At 58.9% G+C, this 14,240-nt stretch carries 21 protein-coding genes; 9 read left to right on the plus strand and 12 right to left on the minus strand.

Annotation, left to right across the window (positions count from 1 at the left end; all coding sequences use genetic code 11):
- Positions 1 to 31: 31 nt before the first annotated feature.
- From sfsA to map, 3 genes are all read left to right on the plus strand, one after another.
- Complete coding sequence (gene sfsA, locus NOR97_RS14300; RefSeq protein WP_257599524.1) at positions 32 to 739, plus strand: DNA/RNA nuclease SfsA; 708 nt, start codon at positions 32 to 34, stop codon at positions 737 to 739.
- Between the two features lie 5 nt (positions 740 to 744).
- A complete protein-coding gene (locus NOR97_RS14305) occupies positions 745 to 1,233 on the plus strand; it encodes a GNAT family N-acetyltransferase (protein ID WP_257599525.1) in 489 nt (162 codons plus the stop codon).
- Positions 1,234 to 1,318: 85 nt separating this feature from the next.
- Positions 1,319 to 2,131, plus strand: a complete 813-nt coding sequence (gene map / locus NOR97_RS14310) for a type I methionyl aminopeptidase (protein ID WP_257599526.1) — start codon at positions 1,319 to 1,321, stop codon at positions 2,129 to 2,131.
- Here the strand turns inward: map and NOR97_RS14315 are convergent.
- From NOR97_RS14315 to NOR97_RS14330, 4 genes are all read right to left on the minus strand, one after another.
- Positions 2,119 to 2,298 carry a hypothetical protein gene (locus NOR97_RS14315; RefSeq protein WP_257599527.1) on the minus strand — a complete coding sequence of 60 codons (180 nt, stop codon included), beginning with the start codon at positions 2,296 to 2,298 and terminating at the stop codon, positions 2,119 to 2,121. The two genes, map and NOR97_RS14315, sit on opposite strands and share 13 nt — an antisense overlap.
- A gap of 25 nt (positions 2,299 to 2,323) precedes the next feature.
- Positions 2,324 to 2,959, minus strand: a complete 636-nt coding sequence (locus NOR97_RS14320) for an HAD family phosphatase (protein ID WP_257599528.1) — start codon at positions 2,957 to 2,959, stop codon at positions 2,324 to 2,326.
- Positions 2,960 to 3,048: 89 nt separating this feature from the next.
- Positions 3,049 to 3,606: a 16S rRNA (guanine(966)-N(2))-methyltransferase RsmD gene (rsmD, locus tag NOR97_RS14325; protein ID WP_257599529.1), complete on the minus strand. Its 558-nt coding sequence runs from the start codon at positions 3,604 to 3,606 to the stop codon at positions 3,049 to 3,051.
- Positions 3,603 to 4,814, minus strand: a complete 1,212-nt coding sequence (locus tag NOR97_RS14330; protein WP_257599530.1) for an NAD(P)/FAD-dependent oxidoreductase — start codon at positions 4,812 to 4,814, stop codon at positions 3,603 to 3,605. Before NOR97_RS14330 ends, rsmD begins: the two co-directional genes overlap by 4 nt.
- Before the next feature lie 99 nt (positions 4,815 to 4,913).
- On the opposite strand from NOR97_RS14330, the gene NOR97_RS14335 reads away from it, so the two are divergent.
- The 4 genes from NOR97_RS14335 to NOR97_RS14350 all read left to right on the plus strand — a co-directional run bounded on the left by NOR97_RS14335 (position 4,914) and on the right by NOR97_RS14350 (position 6,435).
- Positions 4,914 to 5,399, plus strand: a complete 486-nt coding sequence (locus NOR97_RS14335; protein ID WP_257599531.1) for a peroxiredoxin — start codon at positions 4,914 to 4,916, stop codon at positions 5,397 to 5,399.
- Between the two features lie 101 nt (positions 5,400 to 5,500).
- Positions 5,501 to 5,746 carry a glycine zipper 2TM domain-containing protein gene (locus NOR97_RS14340; protein WP_170346723.1) on the plus strand — a complete coding sequence of 82 codons (246 nt, stop codon included), beginning with the start codon at positions 5,501 to 5,503 and terminating at the stop codon, positions 5,744 to 5,746.
- Positions 5,747 to 5,757: 11 nt separating this feature from the next.
- Positions 5,758 to 6,105, plus strand: a complete 348-nt coding sequence (locus NOR97_RS14345) for a hypothetical protein (protein ID WP_170346724.1) — start codon at positions 5,758 to 5,760, stop codon at positions 6,103 to 6,105.
- Positions 6,106 to 6,126: 21 nt separating this feature from the next.
- Positions 6,127 to 6,435, plus strand: coding sequence for a hypothetical protein (locus NOR97_RS14350; RefSeq protein WP_170346725.1), 309 nt, complete (start codon positions 6,127 to 6,129; stop codon positions 6,433 to 6,435).
- Here NOR97_RS14350 and NOR97_RS14355 read toward each other — a convergent pair.
- Genes NOR97_RS14355 through NOR97_RS14370 form a run of 4 tightly spaced genes read right to left on the minus strand, consistent with a single transcriptional unit; the run spans position 6,432 to position 9,174 of the window.
- Complete coding sequence (locus NOR97_RS14355; protein ID WP_152459417.1) at positions 6,432 to 6,725, minus strand: 4a-hydroxytetrahydrobiopterin dehydratase; 294 nt, start codon at positions 6,723 to 6,725, stop codon at positions 6,432 to 6,434. The two genes, NOR97_RS14350 and NOR97_RS14355, sit on opposite strands and share 4 nt — an antisense overlap.
- Entirely contained in the window at positions 6,722 to 7,909 is a 1,188-nt protein-coding gene (locus NOR97_RS14360; RefSeq protein WP_257599532.1) for a GNAT family N-acetyltransferase, read from the minus strand. The genes NOR97_RS14355 and NOR97_RS14360 overlap by 4 nt, the downstream gene beginning before the upstream one ends.
- Before the next feature lie 45 nt (positions 7,910 to 7,954).
- The gene (locus tag NOR97_RS14365) at positions 7,955 to 8,722 is read right to left on the minus strand and encodes a glycerophosphodiester phosphodiesterase family protein (protein WP_257599533.1); all 768 of its coding nucleotides are present in this window, start codon (positions 8,720 to 8,722) and stop codon (positions 7,955 to 7,957) included.
- Positions 8,719 to 9,174: a RidA family protein gene (locus tag NOR97_RS14370; protein WP_171172046.1), complete on the minus strand. Its 456-nt coding sequence runs from the start codon at positions 9,172 to 9,174 to the stop codon at positions 8,719 to 8,721. Before NOR97_RS14370 ends, NOR97_RS14365 begins: the two co-directional genes overlap by 4 nt.
- Before the next feature lie 345 nt (positions 9,175 to 9,519).
- On the opposite strand from NOR97_RS14370, the gene NOR97_RS14375 reads away from it, so the two are divergent.
- Positions 9,520 to 10,290 carry a VacJ family lipoprotein gene (locus NOR97_RS14375; protein WP_257600881.1) on the plus strand — a complete coding sequence of 257 codons (771 nt, stop codon included), beginning with the start codon at positions 9,520 to 9,522 and terminating at the stop codon, positions 10,288 to 10,290.
- The gene (locus tag NOR97_RS14380; RefSeq protein WP_257599534.1) at positions 10,280 to 10,879 is read left to right on the plus strand and encodes a phospholipid-binding protein MlaC; all 600 of its coding nucleotides are present in this window, start codon (positions 10,280 to 10,282) and stop codon (positions 10,877 to 10,879) included. The genes NOR97_RS14375 and NOR97_RS14380 overlap by 11 nt, the downstream gene beginning before the upstream one ends.
- A gap of 102 nt (positions 10,880 to 10,981) precedes the next feature.
- Here NOR97_RS14380 and fliP read toward each other — a convergent pair whose 3' ends face one another.
- The 4 genes from fliP to fliF are packed head-to-tail and all read right to left on the minus strand — an operon-like array spanning position 10,982 to position 14,169.
- Positions 10,982 to 11,710 (minus strand): flagellar type III secretion system pore protein FliP, encoded by a 729-nt coding sequence (fliP, locus tag NOR97_RS14385; RefSeq protein WP_257599535.1) that lies wholly within the window; start codon positions 11,708 to 11,710, stop codon positions 10,982 to 10,984.
- Entirely contained in the window at positions 11,710 to 11,997 is a 288-nt protein-coding gene (locus tag NOR97_RS14390; protein WP_171229950.1) for a FliM/FliN family flagellar motor C-terminal domain-containing protein, read from the minus strand. The genes fliP and NOR97_RS14390 overlap by 1 nt, the downstream gene beginning before the upstream one ends.
- The gene (locus tag NOR97_RS14395) at positions 11,990 to 12,589 is read right to left on the minus strand and encodes an ABC transporter ATP-binding protein (RefSeq protein WP_257599537.1); all 600 of its coding nucleotides are present in this window, start codon (positions 12,587 to 12,589) and stop codon (positions 11,990 to 11,992) included. Before NOR97_RS14395 ends, NOR97_RS14390 begins: the two co-directional genes overlap by 8 nt.
- Positions 12,586 to 14,169, minus strand: coding sequence for a flagellar basal-body MS-ring/collar protein FliF (gene fliF, locus NOR97_RS14400; RefSeq protein WP_257599538.1), 1,584 nt, complete (start codon positions 14,167 to 14,169; stop codon positions 12,586 to 12,588). Before fliF ends, NOR97_RS14395 begins: the two co-directional genes overlap by 4 nt.
- Positions 14,170 to 14,240 lie beyond the last annotated feature (71 nt).

The following is a 14,240-nucleotide window of genomic DNA, read 5'->3' on the forward strand; positions in this document are numbered from 1 at the left end:
CGTCCTTGGGGGCAGGTATAGGCCCTGAACCATGCGATTTGAAACCCCTCTTGTCCCCGCCCGGCTGATCCGCCGCTACAAACGCTTTCTGGCCGATTGCAGGCTTGAGGATGGAAGTGAGGTAACGGCCCATTGCGCCAATCCGGGGTCGATGATGGGGCTGGCCGAGCCCGGCGAGAAGATTTGGCTGGAACCCAACGACGATCCGAAGAAAAAGCTGAAATTCGGTTGGCGGCTGGTGGACCACGAGAACGGGCATTTTACCGGGGTCGATACCTCGGTTCCGAACCGGGCGCTGCGCACTGCTTTGGAAGCCGGTGAGATTCCCGAACTGGCCGCCTATGACACCGTCCGGCCCGAGGTGAAATACGGCGACAACAGCCGCATCGACTTCCTGCTGACCGGGCCGGGCCTGCCGGATGCCTATGTCGAGGTGAAAAGCGTGACACTGTCACGCCAGCCCGGACTGGCCGAGTTTCCCGACAGCGTCACAGCCCGTGGCACCAAGCATCTGGGCGAGTTGGCCGCGATGGCCGCGCAAGGGCACCGAGCGATCATGCTGTATCTGGTTCAGCGAACCGATTGCGACCGGTTTGCTTTGGCGGCCGATATTGATCCAGCCTACGCGGCGGCATTTGAGGCGGCGCAGGCACAGGGGGTCGAGCGGTTGGTTTATGGGACGTGTATCACACCCGAAGGTGTTATCTTGGACATGTCCCGAAGCGTATTACCAGAGTGATCAGCATGTCTGTTGCGGATTTTGAGATCATAAATTTGAAATCGGGTATCATCCCGCAGGCATCCGAACTCTGGCATTCGGGGTGGCACGATGCGCACGCGGCTATCTTGCCCGACGATTTGACCAGCCAGCGCACATTGGACAGCTTCGCAGAGCGGCTGCACAAATACGCCGACATGACACGCGTCGCAGTTCAGGACGGTGTAGTTTTGGGCCTATGCATCATATTGCGGGATGAGATCAACCAGATGTATGTCTCGCCGCAAGGGCGCGGGACAGGGCTGGCAGCTGCCCTCCTACGAGACGGCGAACAGAAAATTCTGGCCAACGGACACGCGACCGGCTGGCTCGCTTGCGCCATAGGAAACAGGCGCGCGGCCCGCTTCTATGAAAAATGCGATTGGGTAAATACGCGAACCAAGGTTCTGAGGTTTGAAACACAAACCGGAGATTACCCGCTTGAAATCTGGCGGTTTGAAAAACATCTGAATTGAAGACCCGCGATCCCGCACCCTCTGGTACTTTCTGCACAAGCAGCGTAAAAGGAATGCTGCGCGCAACATTTGGAGCTTAGCGTCGATGAAAGAGCATCGTGGCCGCCTGACCAAGGACGGCATCCGCATCTATGAACAAGGTGACTTTGCCGGGATGCATGCGGCAGGGGCTTTGGCTGCGCGAATTCTGGATGACATTGCCGAACATGTGTTTCCCGGTCAAACCACCGGCGCCATTGACGGGCTGATCACGCAGATGGTCGAAGACGCCGGCGCGACCTCGGCCACCATAGGTTACAAAGGCTATCAGCACGCCAGCTGCATCAGCGTGAACCACGTGGTCTGCCACGGGATTCCCGGTGAGAAGAAACTGAAGGATGGCGACGTTCTGAATATCGACGTGACCGTCATCGTCGATGGCTGGTTCGGCGACACCTCGCGCATGTATGTGGCGGGCAAGCTGCCGCGCAAGGCGGAACGGCTGATCCAGGTGACCCATGACGCGCTGTTCAAGGGCATCGAGATGGTCAAGCCCGGCAATACCTTTGGTGACATCGGCCACGCTATTCAGTCCTATGTCGAAGCGCATCGGATGAGCGTTGTACGCGATTTCTGTGGTCATGGTCTGGGCCGGGTGTTCCACGCACCACCGAACGTGTTGCACTATGGCCGCCCGGGTACCGGTGCGGTTCTGGAAGAGGGTATGTTCTTTACCATCGAACCCATGGTCAATCTGGGTCGCCCCGAAACCAAGACTCTGGCCGACGACTGGACAGCCGTGACCCGCGACAAATCGCTGTCGGCACAGTTCGAACATTCGGTGGGCGTCACCTCGGATGGGGTCGATATCTTTACCCTGTCACCCGCTGGCAAATTTCACCCGACCTATTCCTCTTGATCCGCGGCCTGTGCGCGGAGAAGTTTCAACAGCATCGTTTCATCCCTCCACGGCGTGACCGCGTCGTGGATGAAGACCGGCGCGCGCAAGGGTTTGCGCTCTGGGCTGGTGGAATCTTCTGCATAGCTGGAAAAGGTCCAGGCAAAAGGTGTCAGGGTGCGGTCCATGCGTGCACATTAGCACGACCGCGGGTCAAAGTCCCAACACCCCATGCGCCTGTGACATGTCCGTGATCACTTCGGCCCCCAGATCCGCCAGCTTTTCACCGCCTCCCTGAGGCGCATAAGCAAGGCAACGCATACCGGCGCGGATTGCCGCCGTGACACCGCTATGACTGTCTTCGATCACCACCGGAGCCGTCGCGCCAAAGTGCTCGGCGGCCAGTTGGAACATCTTTGGGTCCGGCTTTCCGGTGCCCAGCACATGGGCCGAGAACATCACGTCTTTGAACCGGTCCCAAAGCCCGTTCTGACCCAGAGTGATCTTCATCTTGTCCGGGCTGCCATTCGACGCGACGCAACAGGGGATACCTTTTTGATCCAGCCCCTCAAGCAGGTCTGCGATACCGGGCACCAATGGCACACCTGCACGCAGGCGGTCATAGGTTTCGGCATAGACCTGATCTATCCAGTCTTCGGGCAGAACGGCACCCATCGCGCGGGCCTTGTCCCGCACACCCACCATGGTTCCGCCCACAAACAGGGACATACATTCATGCAGCGCCAGATGCAGGCCATGTTGCGCCAGATTGTCCACCAGCACCTGGTTCGAGACCACCTCGCTGTCCACCAGAACGCCGTCGCAATCGAAAATGACAAGATCGTGCATATGGGATTCCTGCTTTGCCTCACGCTCGGCCTATCAAGGTTTTCCCGTCATCGTCCACCCATGTTCCGCACCAAACCGCGCAGCGCGTTTCAATCTGGAACGCCTTTCCACATCAAGGAAATATGCGTGTCGCCATATTTGCGGCTGTCATGCAATTTAAATCCGGCCGGCGCCTGCATCGGGGCGTTTTCTTCCCAAACCAACAAGGCATCATCCGCGATCCAGCCATTGGCCAAGGCGGCGACGGCCTTCTGCCCCATGGATTTCCCGTAGGGCGGGTCCAGAAAAACCAGATCATAAGGCACACCGGGATTGTCGCCCAACCGGGTCGCGTCGCGGCGGATCAAATCCGTACGGTCGGCGCTGCGGGTCAGGTCGATGTTCTTGCGTATCAACCCCTGGGCCACTCGCCCGTCATCGACGAAGGTGACATGCGACGCCCCCCGCGACAGCGCCTCGAGCCCCAGCGCCCCGGTTCCCGCGAACAGATCCAGCACCCGCAAACCGTCAAATTCGATCTGGTGGCTGAGCACATTGAACAGGCTTTCACGCACACGGTCGGTGGTGGGGCGCAGATGCGCGCCCGCATCACCCTTGCCGACCGAGGCCAGCGCCCGGCCCCGGAATTCTCCGGCAATGATCCTCACGCCTTGAGCAGCGGTTTCAGGTCCGCGCTCGGGTCGGCCACGACTTCGGGATCAGCGGTCTTGCCCATTTCGATCAGTCTTTTGCCGACCATGTATGCCCGCGGATCATTCATCGCATCCACAGCAATCAGCCTGTCGCCCTTGTAATACCAGAAGGACACGGTCTGACCCTCTCCCTTGCGGGTCACCACGCGGTCATATCCGGTGTTCAGGCCCGCGATCTGAAGCTTGACGTCGTACTGGTCCGACCAGAACCAGGGGGTCGCCACATATTCCTTGGCCGCACCCAGCATGTTCTGCGCCACGATTTCGGCCTGGTCGATGGCGTTGGGGACGCTTTCCAGACGGATACGCCCTTCGCCATGGGGGAAAGAGGCGCAATCGCCCGCCGCCCAGATCGACGGATCAGAGGTCCGGCCATGGGCGTCGGTTTTGATGCCGTTGTCCAGTTCGAGCCCTGCCATCTCGGCCAGTTGAGTAGAGGGGGTGATGCCCACTCCGACCACGACGAAATCCACGTCCAGCTTCGTGCCGTCCGTCAATACGGCCCCCACAACCCTGCCATTTTCGCCGATCAGACGATCCAGCCCGACGCCTTCGCGAATGTCGGCACCATATTCGCTGTGCAACGCGCGGAAATAGTCGCTGGTTTCGGGCGCAGCGACCCGTTGCAGGATGCGGTCGGCCATCTCGACCAAGGTGACCTTGACGCCGCGTTTCGCGCAGACGGCGGCGGCCTCGAGCCCGATGTAACCGCCGCCCACAATCAACGCGCGGGCGCCTTCGGTCACTTTGGGTTCCATCTCGCCAATATGGGCCAGGTCGCGCACCACGTGCACACCGTCCAGATCACCTCCGATGGCGGCAGGCAGGCGGCGCGGATCTGACCCGGTGGTCAGCGCCAGTTCGTCATACGGGATGACTTCGTCCCCAACAGTGACCGTTTTGGCCTTGGGGTCGATGCCGGTCACGCGCTGGCCAAGCCGCAGAGTGATGTTGTTTTCCGCATAGAAGCTTTCGGGTCGCAGGAACAGGCGCTCCAGCTCCATCTCTCCAAGAAGGTAGGCCTTGGACAAAGGCGGGCGCTGATATGGCAGATGCGGCTCGGCCCCGATCAGAGTAATCTCTCCGTCGAACCCGTCCTTGCGCAGCCGCGCCACCAAGGACGCTCCTGCCTGACCCGCGCCAATCACAACAATATGGCTCATGTTTTGCCCACCCCGCAGTTTCCCCGTGGTCTCTCTGGTTGGACAACCTATATTGCGGCTTAACCCAATTCTGCAAATCCAAACGACAGGAGCTGAAAAATGATTTCAAAAGGAGACACCTTGCCCGAGGCCACACTGATCCAGATGGGGGCCGACGGGCCGGAGGAAGTTCGGATTTCAGACAAGACCAAAGGGCGCAAGGTTGTCATTTTCGCCGTGCCCGGCGCCTATACCGGCACATGCACCACCGCACATGTGCCAAGCTTCATTCGTACAAAAAAACAGTTTGACGACAAAGGCGTGGACGAGATCATGTGCCTGTCGGTCAATGACCCGTTCGTCATGCACGCCTGGGGTGAATCCACCGGCGCGACCGCGGCCGGATTGACGATGGTTTCAGACGCGGCTTCAGAATTCACCAAGGCCATCGGCATGGATTTCGACGCCCCGCCTGTGGGTTTGTTCGCACGCTCCAAACGCTATGCGATGCTGGTCGAGGACGGCAAGGTCACAGCCCTGAACCTGGAAGATAACCCCGGTGCCTGCGGGATCTCGGCGGGTGAAGGCCTGTTGGAGGCGATCTGAATTTGGCCGGCCCCGGTTTGTCCGGGGCCGCGTGAGCCCAATTTAACTTGAAGCAGCGCCCCAATGCGCGAATACTCGTCGCATAATTTGGGGAGATTTTTATGAAACTTAAGTTGATTTTTTCCTTCCTGACCGGCGCGGCCCTTCTGGCAGCCTGCGGTCCGGCCCCAACCCCGCAACAGCAAGCCGCACGACAGCACGAGATTGCCTGCCTTGGCGGCACACTGGGCGGCGCCTTGATCGGCGGTGCAATCGGCAACCAGTTCGGCGGCGGATCGGGCAAGACGATCCTGACCGCAGCCGGCGCTGCCGCCGGTGGCATTGAAGGCCAAAGATTTGCATGCTGAGGAGATTGGACATGAAACGGGCGATTTTTGTATTCACGGCTGCCTTCCTGGCCTCGGCGACCAATGCCGAAACCGTGGCTGAATTGCATGAAAAAGAATTGAACGCCATCGACGCGAACAATGACGGATTCCTGTCCAAAGACGAATTCGACGCTTTTTCGGACTATGCGTTTCAGGCCATGGACGAAGACAAGAACGGCACACTGGGTCAGGCCGAGGCCAAGCCGTTTCTGGACATAAAGCAGTTCCAGAATGTTGACCGCAACAAGGACAGCTTTATCTCAAGATCGGAATATGATGCACAGATGAATGAAGATTTCGGCGCGGCAGATCAGAATGGCAATGGTCAACTGGACTAAGCCCGTTTGAAGGAGCTTGCTATGAAAAAATGGATCGGAATGGGTGCTTTGGCACTGGCCGCGGCCTGTGACGTTCCGCAAGCTCCGGTGGTGACGGGGCCGAACGGACAGGCCCGCATCCAGATCAATCTGTCTGGCCTGACCTGCTATGAAAACCGGTGTCTGGATATCAACCCAGCGGCGCGCAGCGTGCGCCAGATCGGGAACAAGACCACGGGTATCCCAAGATCCATCGATGTCAGCGACGGCACCGTCACACCTGCTGAATTCAAGCAGATGGGCACGGCTGCGTCGCTGGCCGGTGGCCAGGGGTCAGGCAACGACCGTTAACACAGACTGTCCATCTTTCGGGCCAGCTTGGCGTCCAGTGACGACAGGCCACCTACGTCATGGGTGGACAGAACCACCTCGACCGTGCGGTAGACGTTGGACCATTCTGGGTGGTGGTTCCATTTCTCGGCCCAGATCGCCACTTGCGTCATCCAGCCAAAAGCGTGCACGAAGTTGTCGAATATGAAGGTCTTGGTGATCGCATCGCGGCCTTCGACCATGGTCCAGCCGTTTTTGAACAGCGGATCCAGCAGCGGGCCACGGGTCTCGGCGGACAAAAGTTCAGTCATTGCTGTTCCTCCGGGTTCGATTTCCTGAACGGGCCGTAATCCGTCAGAATCTCGATCTCTTCTCCCACTGCGCGGCCTTCGGCGTCCAGATATTTTTTGACGGCATCGGCAAAACCCGGATCACCGACCCAGTGCAAGCTATGCGTGCGCGTCGGCAAATAGCCACGCGCCAGCTTGTGCTCGCCCTGAGCGCCCGCTTCCACCCGGGCCAGACCGTGGGCAATGGCAAAATCTATCGCCCTATAGTAGCACAGTTCGAAATGCAGGCAGGCATGATGTTCAATGCAGCCCCAGTACCGCCCAAAAAGCGTTTCGCGGCCTATGAAGTTCAGCGCACCCGCGATGGCGTGACCATCCCGTTCCGCCAAAACCAGGGCCATGTCATTCGCCATCGTCTCTTGTACGATGTCAAAAAACTGGCGTGTCAGATAGGGTGACCCCCATTTTCGTGCACCGGTATCCTGATAGAACCGCCAAAACGCATCCCAGTGTTCCGGGCGCAGGTCATCGCCTGTCAATGTATGGATTTCGCCGCCAAAACCGTTGGCCTGCGCCCGTTCCTTGCGGATGTTCTTGCGCTTGCGTGACGACAACGCGGTGAGGAATTCGTCGAAATCAGCATAGCCATCATTCAGCCAGTGAAACTGTTGCGAGCTGCGTGGCATAAGCCCCATCTGCTCACCGGCCAATGCCTCGGCTTCCGTACAGAAGGTCACGTGAACCGAAGAAACCTGATTGTCGACCGCCAGTTGAACGGCACCCTGCACCAAAGCCGACATTCCGATCCTGTCATAGCCCGGACGCACCAGAAACCGCCGCCCGGTGGCGGGTGTGAACGGCACCGCAATTTGCAGTTTGGGATAATACCGCCCGCCTGCGCTTTCATAGGCATGGGCCCAGCTGTGGTCAAAGATGTACTCGCCCTGGCTGTGCGATTTGGCATACATCGGGGCCGCTGCGATCAGGATCCCGTCAAGAAAGGCTGTCAGGTATTGCGGTTGCCAACCCGTACCGTGCCCGACCGAGCCGCTTTCTTCAAGCGCCAGCAAAAAGCGATGCGTGGTGAAGGGATCAAGGGGCCGCCCACCATCGGCGGCCTCGGGGCAGGCGCAGGCATCCCACTCTGCCGCTGAAATCTGCGACAGAGACCCAAGTGCCTGAACTTCGATTTGAGCCTGATCCATGTATCCTCCGCGCCAGCCCTTTATCTGTGACCGAGGCGCCAAGGTTCAAGCTGAATGCGCAGCCAGATACCCTTCGAAGGTCACATTGTCGGCAACCATGCGGGCCTCTGCCTCTTGTTCGGGCGTCCGAACGGTCCAGCACAGGATCGGCACGCCCTGCGCCTTCAGTTCGGCCACACGCGGGCGGGAAAGGTCTTCCGCCTCATGGCTGATGAAACCGGCCCCGACACGGTCAAAATCAGGAACATCGCGCAGGGTGTCGCAGACGGCTTGCGGAAGAAGCTCGACACTGGGCTCATAGGCGCAGGTCGTGATGCCCCGCGGCAGATGCGGAGCCAGCCGCGCCAGTTCCGCGACCGAGTTGGGATTGAAGGACATCAGGGCCACCGGACCTTCGTACCCCTGCAATGCGCGCACGGTGTCGTGCTCGAGGGCACCGATATTCATACCCATAACGCCGTCCTGATCCTTCAGCTCGATCAGCAGCGGCACCTGGCCTGCCACCATATCCAGCACCTCATCCAGCGTCGGAATGCCGTCATCACCATACAGAAGGGTCAACTCTGACGCCGCCGCCGCCGACACCTGCCGGATCGGCCCGGGCTGGCCGGTCAGACGCCCCATATCGTAGTCATGGAACACGACGGCACGATCGTCAGCTGTCAGTTGAAGGTCGATCTCGATCCCGTAACCGGCATCAATGGCGGCACGAATGGCCGCCCGACTGTTTTCCGGGCGGTTGTTCGAGACGTCATGCAGCGCCCGATGAGCAATCGGGGCCTGCAAAAACGCAGCTGGCAGGGGCGGTATCATTCGATCTCGAAAATGCCTTCTATCTCGACCGCCACGCCCAAAGGCAGCGACGCGGCACTTACGGCAGAGCGCGAGTGGCGACCGGCGTCGCCCAGCGCTTCGACCAGAAAGTCGGATGCGCCGTTGATCACTTGCGGCTGCGCAGTGAAATCTGCGGTCGAGTTCACGAAACCGGTCAGCTTGATGACACGCACCAGTTTGTCGATATCTCCGCCACAGGCCGCCTTGACCTGTGCCAACAGATTGATCGCGCAGACCCGCGCCGCTGCCGCTCCGGCTTCGACATCCATATCATCGCCCAGCTTGCCGGTGATCAGTTCATCCGTTTTCGATATCTGGCCGGACACGTACACGATATTGCCCACACGTACATACGGCACATAGTTTGCCGCTGGAGCGGGTGCGTCGCCCAGCGTGACACCGAGGCTTTCCAGTTTTGCAGCGATGCTCATTGAAAGGGTCCTTCCCTGATTGACTCTGCCGGACGCTAACCGGGAAGCACAGCCGTGGAAAGACGGAATGCGGCAAATTCCGGCTTGCATGCGATCTGAGCATATCTTTACTTATTATGACTTTTAGATACTCAATTGCTTTACCCGGACCTGACGGACAGGTTACACGCTAGGTGTTTCATTTGAGACCTGAAACGACTATGTGACAAGAACTTGTGCCATACCGGCGAGTAAGTATTGGTAAATTGTGATTGTTTGCCCGACAGAACGTATGCCGGGCATTTGGGAGAAGCAAAGATCGTGTCGAGCAGATTTCGCCTGAAACACCTGGTTGTCCTGTCGCTCATGGCCATTCTGTCCGCCTGTGCAACGACACCTCCCGAGGGTGCCTCACGCAGCGACGTGTTTGACCCTTACGAAAACACGAACCGGGGAATTCACAAGTTCAATCTGGGCGTTGACCGGTTTCTGTTTCGCCCTGCGTCCAAAGGGTACGTGAAGATCGTTCCCGATCCCATGGTCACCAGTTTCAGCACATTCGCCGAAAACATTTCGCTGCCCGGGCAGGCGGTCGACTACCTGCTTCAGGGCAACCCGAAACAGATGGGCAATGCGCTGCTGCGCTTCGTGATCAACATGACCGTGGGCGGCTTTGGCCTGTCCGCGCCCGCAGATGAGCTGAACCTGCCGCCCGTCGATACTGATTTCGGCGAGACCCTGCACGTCTGGGGGGTCGGTGAAGGGGCTTATGTTGAACTGCCTTTCTATGGCCCGTCGACGCAAAGGGATGCCATCGGCGTCGTGATCAACCTGTTCTCGAATCCGATCAATTTTACCCCGGTCCGGCCCGCCGACAATCTGGGCGTCTATGCCGAAGTCGTTCGCCGCATGGGTGATCGTGGACGGTTCTCGGATACCGTGGACTCGATTCTGTATGAAAGCGCCGACAGTTATGCACAGGCCCGCCTGATCTATCTGCAAAACCGCCGCTTCGAACTGACAAGAGATGACGAAGACGCCTATCTGGATTTGTATTCTGACCCCTATGCCGAAACCGGGACAGACCCGGTTAGGGACCCCTATCTAGACCCCTACGAGGACCCCTATGCTGAATAACGAGTTGAACCGCCGTAACTTTGTCGCAGCTGGTCTGGCCTTGGCGGTCCTGCCCAAATCCGCGTTTGCCCAGACCGAAGCAACAGCCAAGGCACTGGTCAGCAGCGTGGTCAACGACATCAACAGGGTTATCGAATCCGGCAAGTCCGAGACTGCGATGCTGCGTGATTTCGAGAAGATTTTCGTGCAATATGCCGACGTCCCGATCATGGCGCGTTACGCCCTCGGTGCCGATGCCCGCACGGCCACCCCATCCCAGCTGAAGCAATTCACCAAGGCGTTTCAGGGCTATATCTCGCGCAAATATGGTCGCCGCTTCCGCGAGTTCATCGGCGGTGAGGTCAGCGTGCGCAATGCCCGCAAGATCAAGGCCGGATATGAAGTTCGCACATTGGTCAAACTGCGCGGCTCGGCTCCGTTTGATGTGACGTTCCTTGTTTCGGACAAGTCGGGGCGTGAAAAATTCTACAACATGTTCATCGAAGGCGTGAATCTGTTGCTGACCGAACGCACCGAAATCGGCGCGATGCTGGATGCCCGAAAAGGCAACCTGAACCAGTTGATCAAAGACCTGAAAAAGACGGGCTGATCCGGTTCACTTGCGGTTGGGTGTTGAAATACGCCTTTGACAACAGTGGACCAGAGGCATCTGACCACCTTTTTTTCTGCGCACCGGGGCTAAATGTCGAGGTCACGGCATGTAACTGCGCACCAACGCGCCCGCAATCAAAGCCCACCCGTCGGCAATCACGAAAAAGGCCAGCTTGAATGGCAAGGATACGATTGCCGGAGGCACCATCATCATGCCCATCGACATCAATACCGCAGCCACGACAAGATCGATGATCAGAAACGGCAGGAAAATCAGAAACCCGATCTGAAACGCCCGCGCGATTTCCGACAGCATGAAGGACGGCATCAAGACCGACAACGGCGCTTGTGCGGACAACTCCATAGCCTCACCACCGGGGCGCAAAGCCGCCATGGCATAGAACGTGTCCGCATCCAGTCGGGCCGCCATGAAGGCGCGGAACGGCTGCAACGCGCGCTCCAACGCAGGTTCCACTTCCATCGTCTCTTCCATCATCGGTCGTATCCCTGTCGCCCATGCTTCTGAAAACACCGGGTCCATGATGAAATAGGTCAGGAACAACGCCAGGCTGACCAACAGCATATTGGGCGGAGACTGTTGCAGGCCGATGCCTTGCCGCAGGATCGACAGAACGGTGATCAGGAAGGGAAAGCAGGTGATCATGATCGCCAACCCCGGAGCGATGCTCAGCACTGTGATTAGCAGAATCAGCTGGATCGTCCGGGCGGAAATCGACCCGCCCTCGCCCAGGGACAAGGTCAAATCCTGGGCAGCGGCCAGTGAGGGCGTCAACATGGCCACCAAAGCCAGGCAGATTACATAGCGCATCAACCGATTCCGTTGTGCAAATCCGCAATCTCGGTCAAGCGCACTGCAAGTTGCCCTGCCTGATCGCCGTCCATTTCTTCCAACAGCCCGCGCGCCACCAACTGATCCCCAACATAGAGGTCAACCGGATCTTCGATCCGTTTGTCCAGGGTCAGCACGGCATTCTCTCCCATGTTCAACAGGTCCTTGATCAATGGGCGCGCACGACCAACGGAAACGGTCACTTCAATCGGGACCGAGTCGAATGGGTTGGGTTTTTCAGATTTCGGGATCTGGGTGTCATTCATTGGACAAAGCCTCTCTTGTCTCAAAGACATAAGCGTCAAAGGTCTGTTCGATGGCGGCGAGCAAAGCGGTGCAATCAACCTCACGTCGGCTCGTGCCGACCTGAAGGCGGGCCTGGCCCGGCTCCAGGTCCGAGTGTTCGATCACCTGAGGAGTGGAATGCAGATCTTGCGGCAACAGCGCTGCGACATTCTCGGCACATCCCGGCGGCACCAAAATCTGCATCGGCTGCTCTATCCGCGAACGCGCCATTTCACAGAGTTGCTCCACAATGCGGGCTGCCAGGCCGCGCTCGGCCATCTCAGGCAGTACGGTCTGAACCAGGCTGGTGAACATGGGCTCCAAAGACAGGGTCATGCGCGCGATAGCTTCGTGATAGGTGAAAGACATATCCTCAAGCGACCTTGCCAATTCAGCCGAAATCTGGCCGCGGCTTTGCTCCTGCGCCCGCGAGGCATCTTCCCAACCGGCCCCATACCCGTCTTCGAAGGCAGCGAGCCGTTGTTCTTCCAGCGTGTCCTCATTCAAGATCAGAACAGGCCCCGTACCGGTCTGGGTGGTGAAATCCTCAAGAAGATGAGCAATCGACATCATACCCGCTCCTCACCTTCTTCAAGCCAACTGCGCAGGATCTCGACAGTTTCTTCCTGCTTGTCACCGATCATGGCGCGCAGCCGGTCGACAGGATCCTCCGTGGCGTTCGAGCCGAGGGCCGGAACACCACGCTCTGCCGGCAGGGTCGAGAACTCTGCCGGATCCTCCGGTGCGATCTCACCAGTCAGCGCCAGGGAATCCGAATCCGCCCCTCCTGCCGCCGTCAGCAGCGCCGGTGTCGGTGTTGCTTTCGTCAGGATCGGGCGGATCACGAACAGGGCCAGCACGACCGAAACCAAAGCCAGCACAGCCATCTGTATCAAGGACATGACATCCAGATGGATGTTCTGCCAGAGCGACGACGAAACCAGAGTGCCCTGCGGTTCGACCGACGGCAAATCCATGGATTTCAGTGTTATAACGTCCCCGCGCGCCGCATCGTACCCGACTGCCGACGCCACGAGCTCTTCCAGAGCGGCCAGCTCTTCCTGAGGCAAGGGCGTGAAGACTTCGGTACCGGAGGCGTCCACCGATCTTTTCCCGTTGACCAGAACTGCAACCGTCAGACGCTTGATCGCGCCGGGGGCCTTGTGAACTTCCAGTTCCGTCTCGGAGACTTCGTAGTTCACCCGCTCACGAGTCTGGGTAGCCGTCGAGTTCGATTCGTCCCCACCCGCCGCATCACCATCCGGCAGGTTCGACGCCACGGTGACATCCGATGACTGATTTCGGGCGCTGTCCGAACGTTCTTCGACATCCGTGCTGATCGCCACGCGGCCCTTGGGATCAAAGCGCCGCTCGCGAATGGATTCCGTCTTGGTCTCGGTATCGACACTGACCTCGACCACGGCGTTGCCGGTACCGACACGCGCCTCGACCAGTCGCAGAACGCGTTCCCGCAACTGACGCGACTTGTCGTCCGCAGTGTTCGCAGGCGCTGCGGTATCCTGACCGCCAATCACGGCCCCGTGCGAATCAACCACCGTAACGTTCTCCGGCGTCAAACCGCTGACGGCCGAGGCAACAAGGAACCGGATGGCCTTGGCCTGATCCCCGGTAATTTCGGTCCCGGATGGCACGAGGTAAACAGACGCTGTTGGCGACACGCTGCGCTGAAACGGGTTTGCTGTCCCGTTGGCAATATGGACGCGCGCCTGACTTATATGCGGACTACCGACAATCGTCCGTGCCAGTTCACCCTCTTTCGCGCGCCAATAGGCAGCATCGAACATCTGAGAGGTGGTGCCAAACCCGCTTAGCGAATCAAGCAGTTCGTACCCTTTATTGCCGTTTGCGGGCAGGCCTTCGCTGGCCAGGGTCATTCGAAGCTCGTCGCGCTGCGCGCCGGATACATAGATCGATCCACCCCGAATTTCATATGTGACGCCGCGCTGGTCCAGCGCGCGTACTATTTCCCCGGCGGCACCGCTTTCCAGGCCCGCATAAAGCAACGTCATGGACGGAGCCGTCACAAGGCGCGACATGCCAAGGATTCCCAGAAACACCAGCGCAACCGCACCGGCGACGATGATTTGTTTACGCCTGTCCAAATTAGCCCAGACAGTTCCGATCTGCTGCACGCTCACCTCCGACTCGCCGGCATTCTGCCCGACGCACCCTCTGTTTGGACGATTGCTCTTAACAATCGGTT

The sequence above is a fragment of the Ruegeria sp. YS9 genome (assembly GCF_024628725.1).
Lineage (GTDB): Bacteria > Pseudomonadota > Alphaproteobacteria > Rhodobacterales > Rhodobacteraceae > Ruegeria > Ruegeria atlantica_C.

What these genes read in the sequence shown, in the direction of transcription:
- NOR97_RS14395 (WP_257599537.1), bottom strand. Translation starts at nt 12,589, where the DNA reads ATGATGTCGATTGCTCATCTTCTTGAGGATTTCACCACCCAGACCGGT.
- NOR97_RS14330 (WP_257599530.1), bottom strand. Translation starts at nt 4,814, where the DNA reads ATGAGCCATATTGTTGTGATTGGCGCGGGTCAGGCAGGAGCGTCCTTG.
- NOR97_RS14320 (WP_257599528.1), bottom strand. Translation starts at nt 2,959, where the DNA reads ATGCACGATCTTGTCATTTTCGATTGCGACGGCGTTCTGGTGGACAGC.
- fliP (WP_257599535.1), bottom strand. Translation starts at nt 11,710, where the DNA reads ATGCGCTATGTAATCTGCCTGGCTTTGGTGGCCATGTTGACGCCCTCA.
- NOR97_RS14315 (WP_257599527.1), bottom strand. Translation starts at nt 2,298, where the DNA reads ATGGACCGCACCCTGACACCTTTTGCCTGGACCTTTTCCAGCTATGCA.
- NOR97_RS14350 (WP_170346725.1), top strand. Translation starts at nt 6,127, where the DNA reads ATGAAAAAATGGATCGGAATGGGTGCTTTGGCACTGGCCGCGGCCTGT.
- NOR97_RS14335 (WP_257599531.1), top strand. Translation starts at nt 4,914, where the DNA reads ATGATTTCAAAAGGAGACACCTTGCCCGAGGCCACACTGATCCAGATG.
- NOR97_RS14380 (WP_257599534.1), top strand. Translation starts at nt 10,280, where the DNA reads ATGCTGAATAACGAGTTGAACCGCCGTAACTTTGTCGCAGCTGGTCTG.
- NOR97_RS14370 (WP_171172046.1), bottom strand. Translation starts at nt 9,174, where the DNA reads ATGAGCATCGCTGCAAAACTGGAAAGCCTCGGTGTCACGCTGGGCGAC.
- NOR97_RS14355 (WP_152459417.1), bottom strand. Translation starts at nt 6,725, where the DNA reads ATGACTGAACTTTTGTCCGCCGAGACCCGTGGCCCGCTGCTGGATCCG.
- NOR97_RS14345 (WP_170346724.1), top strand. Translation starts at nt 5,758, where the DNA reads ATGAAACGGGCGATTTTTGTATTCACGGCTGCCTTCCTGGCCTCGGCG.
- sfsA (WP_257599524.1), top strand. Translation starts at nt 32, where the DNA reads ATGCGATTTGAAACCCCTCTTGTCCCCGCCCGGCTGATCCGCCGCTAC.
- NOR97_RS14375 (WP_257600881.1), top strand. Translation starts at nt 9,520, where the DNA reads ATGGCCATTCTGTCCGCCTGTGCAACGACACCTCCCGAGGGTGCCTCA.
- NOR97_RS14365 (WP_257599533.1), bottom strand. Translation starts at nt 8,722, where the DNA reads ATGATACCGCCCCTGCCAGCTGCGTTTTTGCAGGCCCCGATTGCTCAT.
- map (WP_257599526.1), top strand. Translation starts at nt 1,319, where the DNA reads ATGAAAGAGCATCGTGGCCGCCTGACCAAGGACGGCATCCGCATCTAT.
- NOR97_RS14360 (WP_257599532.1), bottom strand. Translation starts at nt 7,909, where the DNA reads ATGGATCAGGCTCAAATCGAAGTTCAGGCACTTGGGTCTCTGTCGCAG.
- NOR97_RS14390 (WP_171229950.1), bottom strand. Translation starts at nt 11,997, where the DNA reads ATGAATGACACCCAGATCCCGAAATCTGAAAAACCCAACCCATTCGAC.
- NOR97_RS14305 (WP_257599525.1), top strand. Translation starts at nt 745, where the DNA reads ATGTCTGTTGCGGATTTTGAGATCATAAATTTGAAATCGGGTATCATC.
- NOR97_RS14340 (WP_170346723.1), top strand. Translation starts at nt 5,501, where the DNA reads ATGAAACTTAAGTTGATTTTTTCCTTCCTGACCGGCGCGGCCCTTCTG.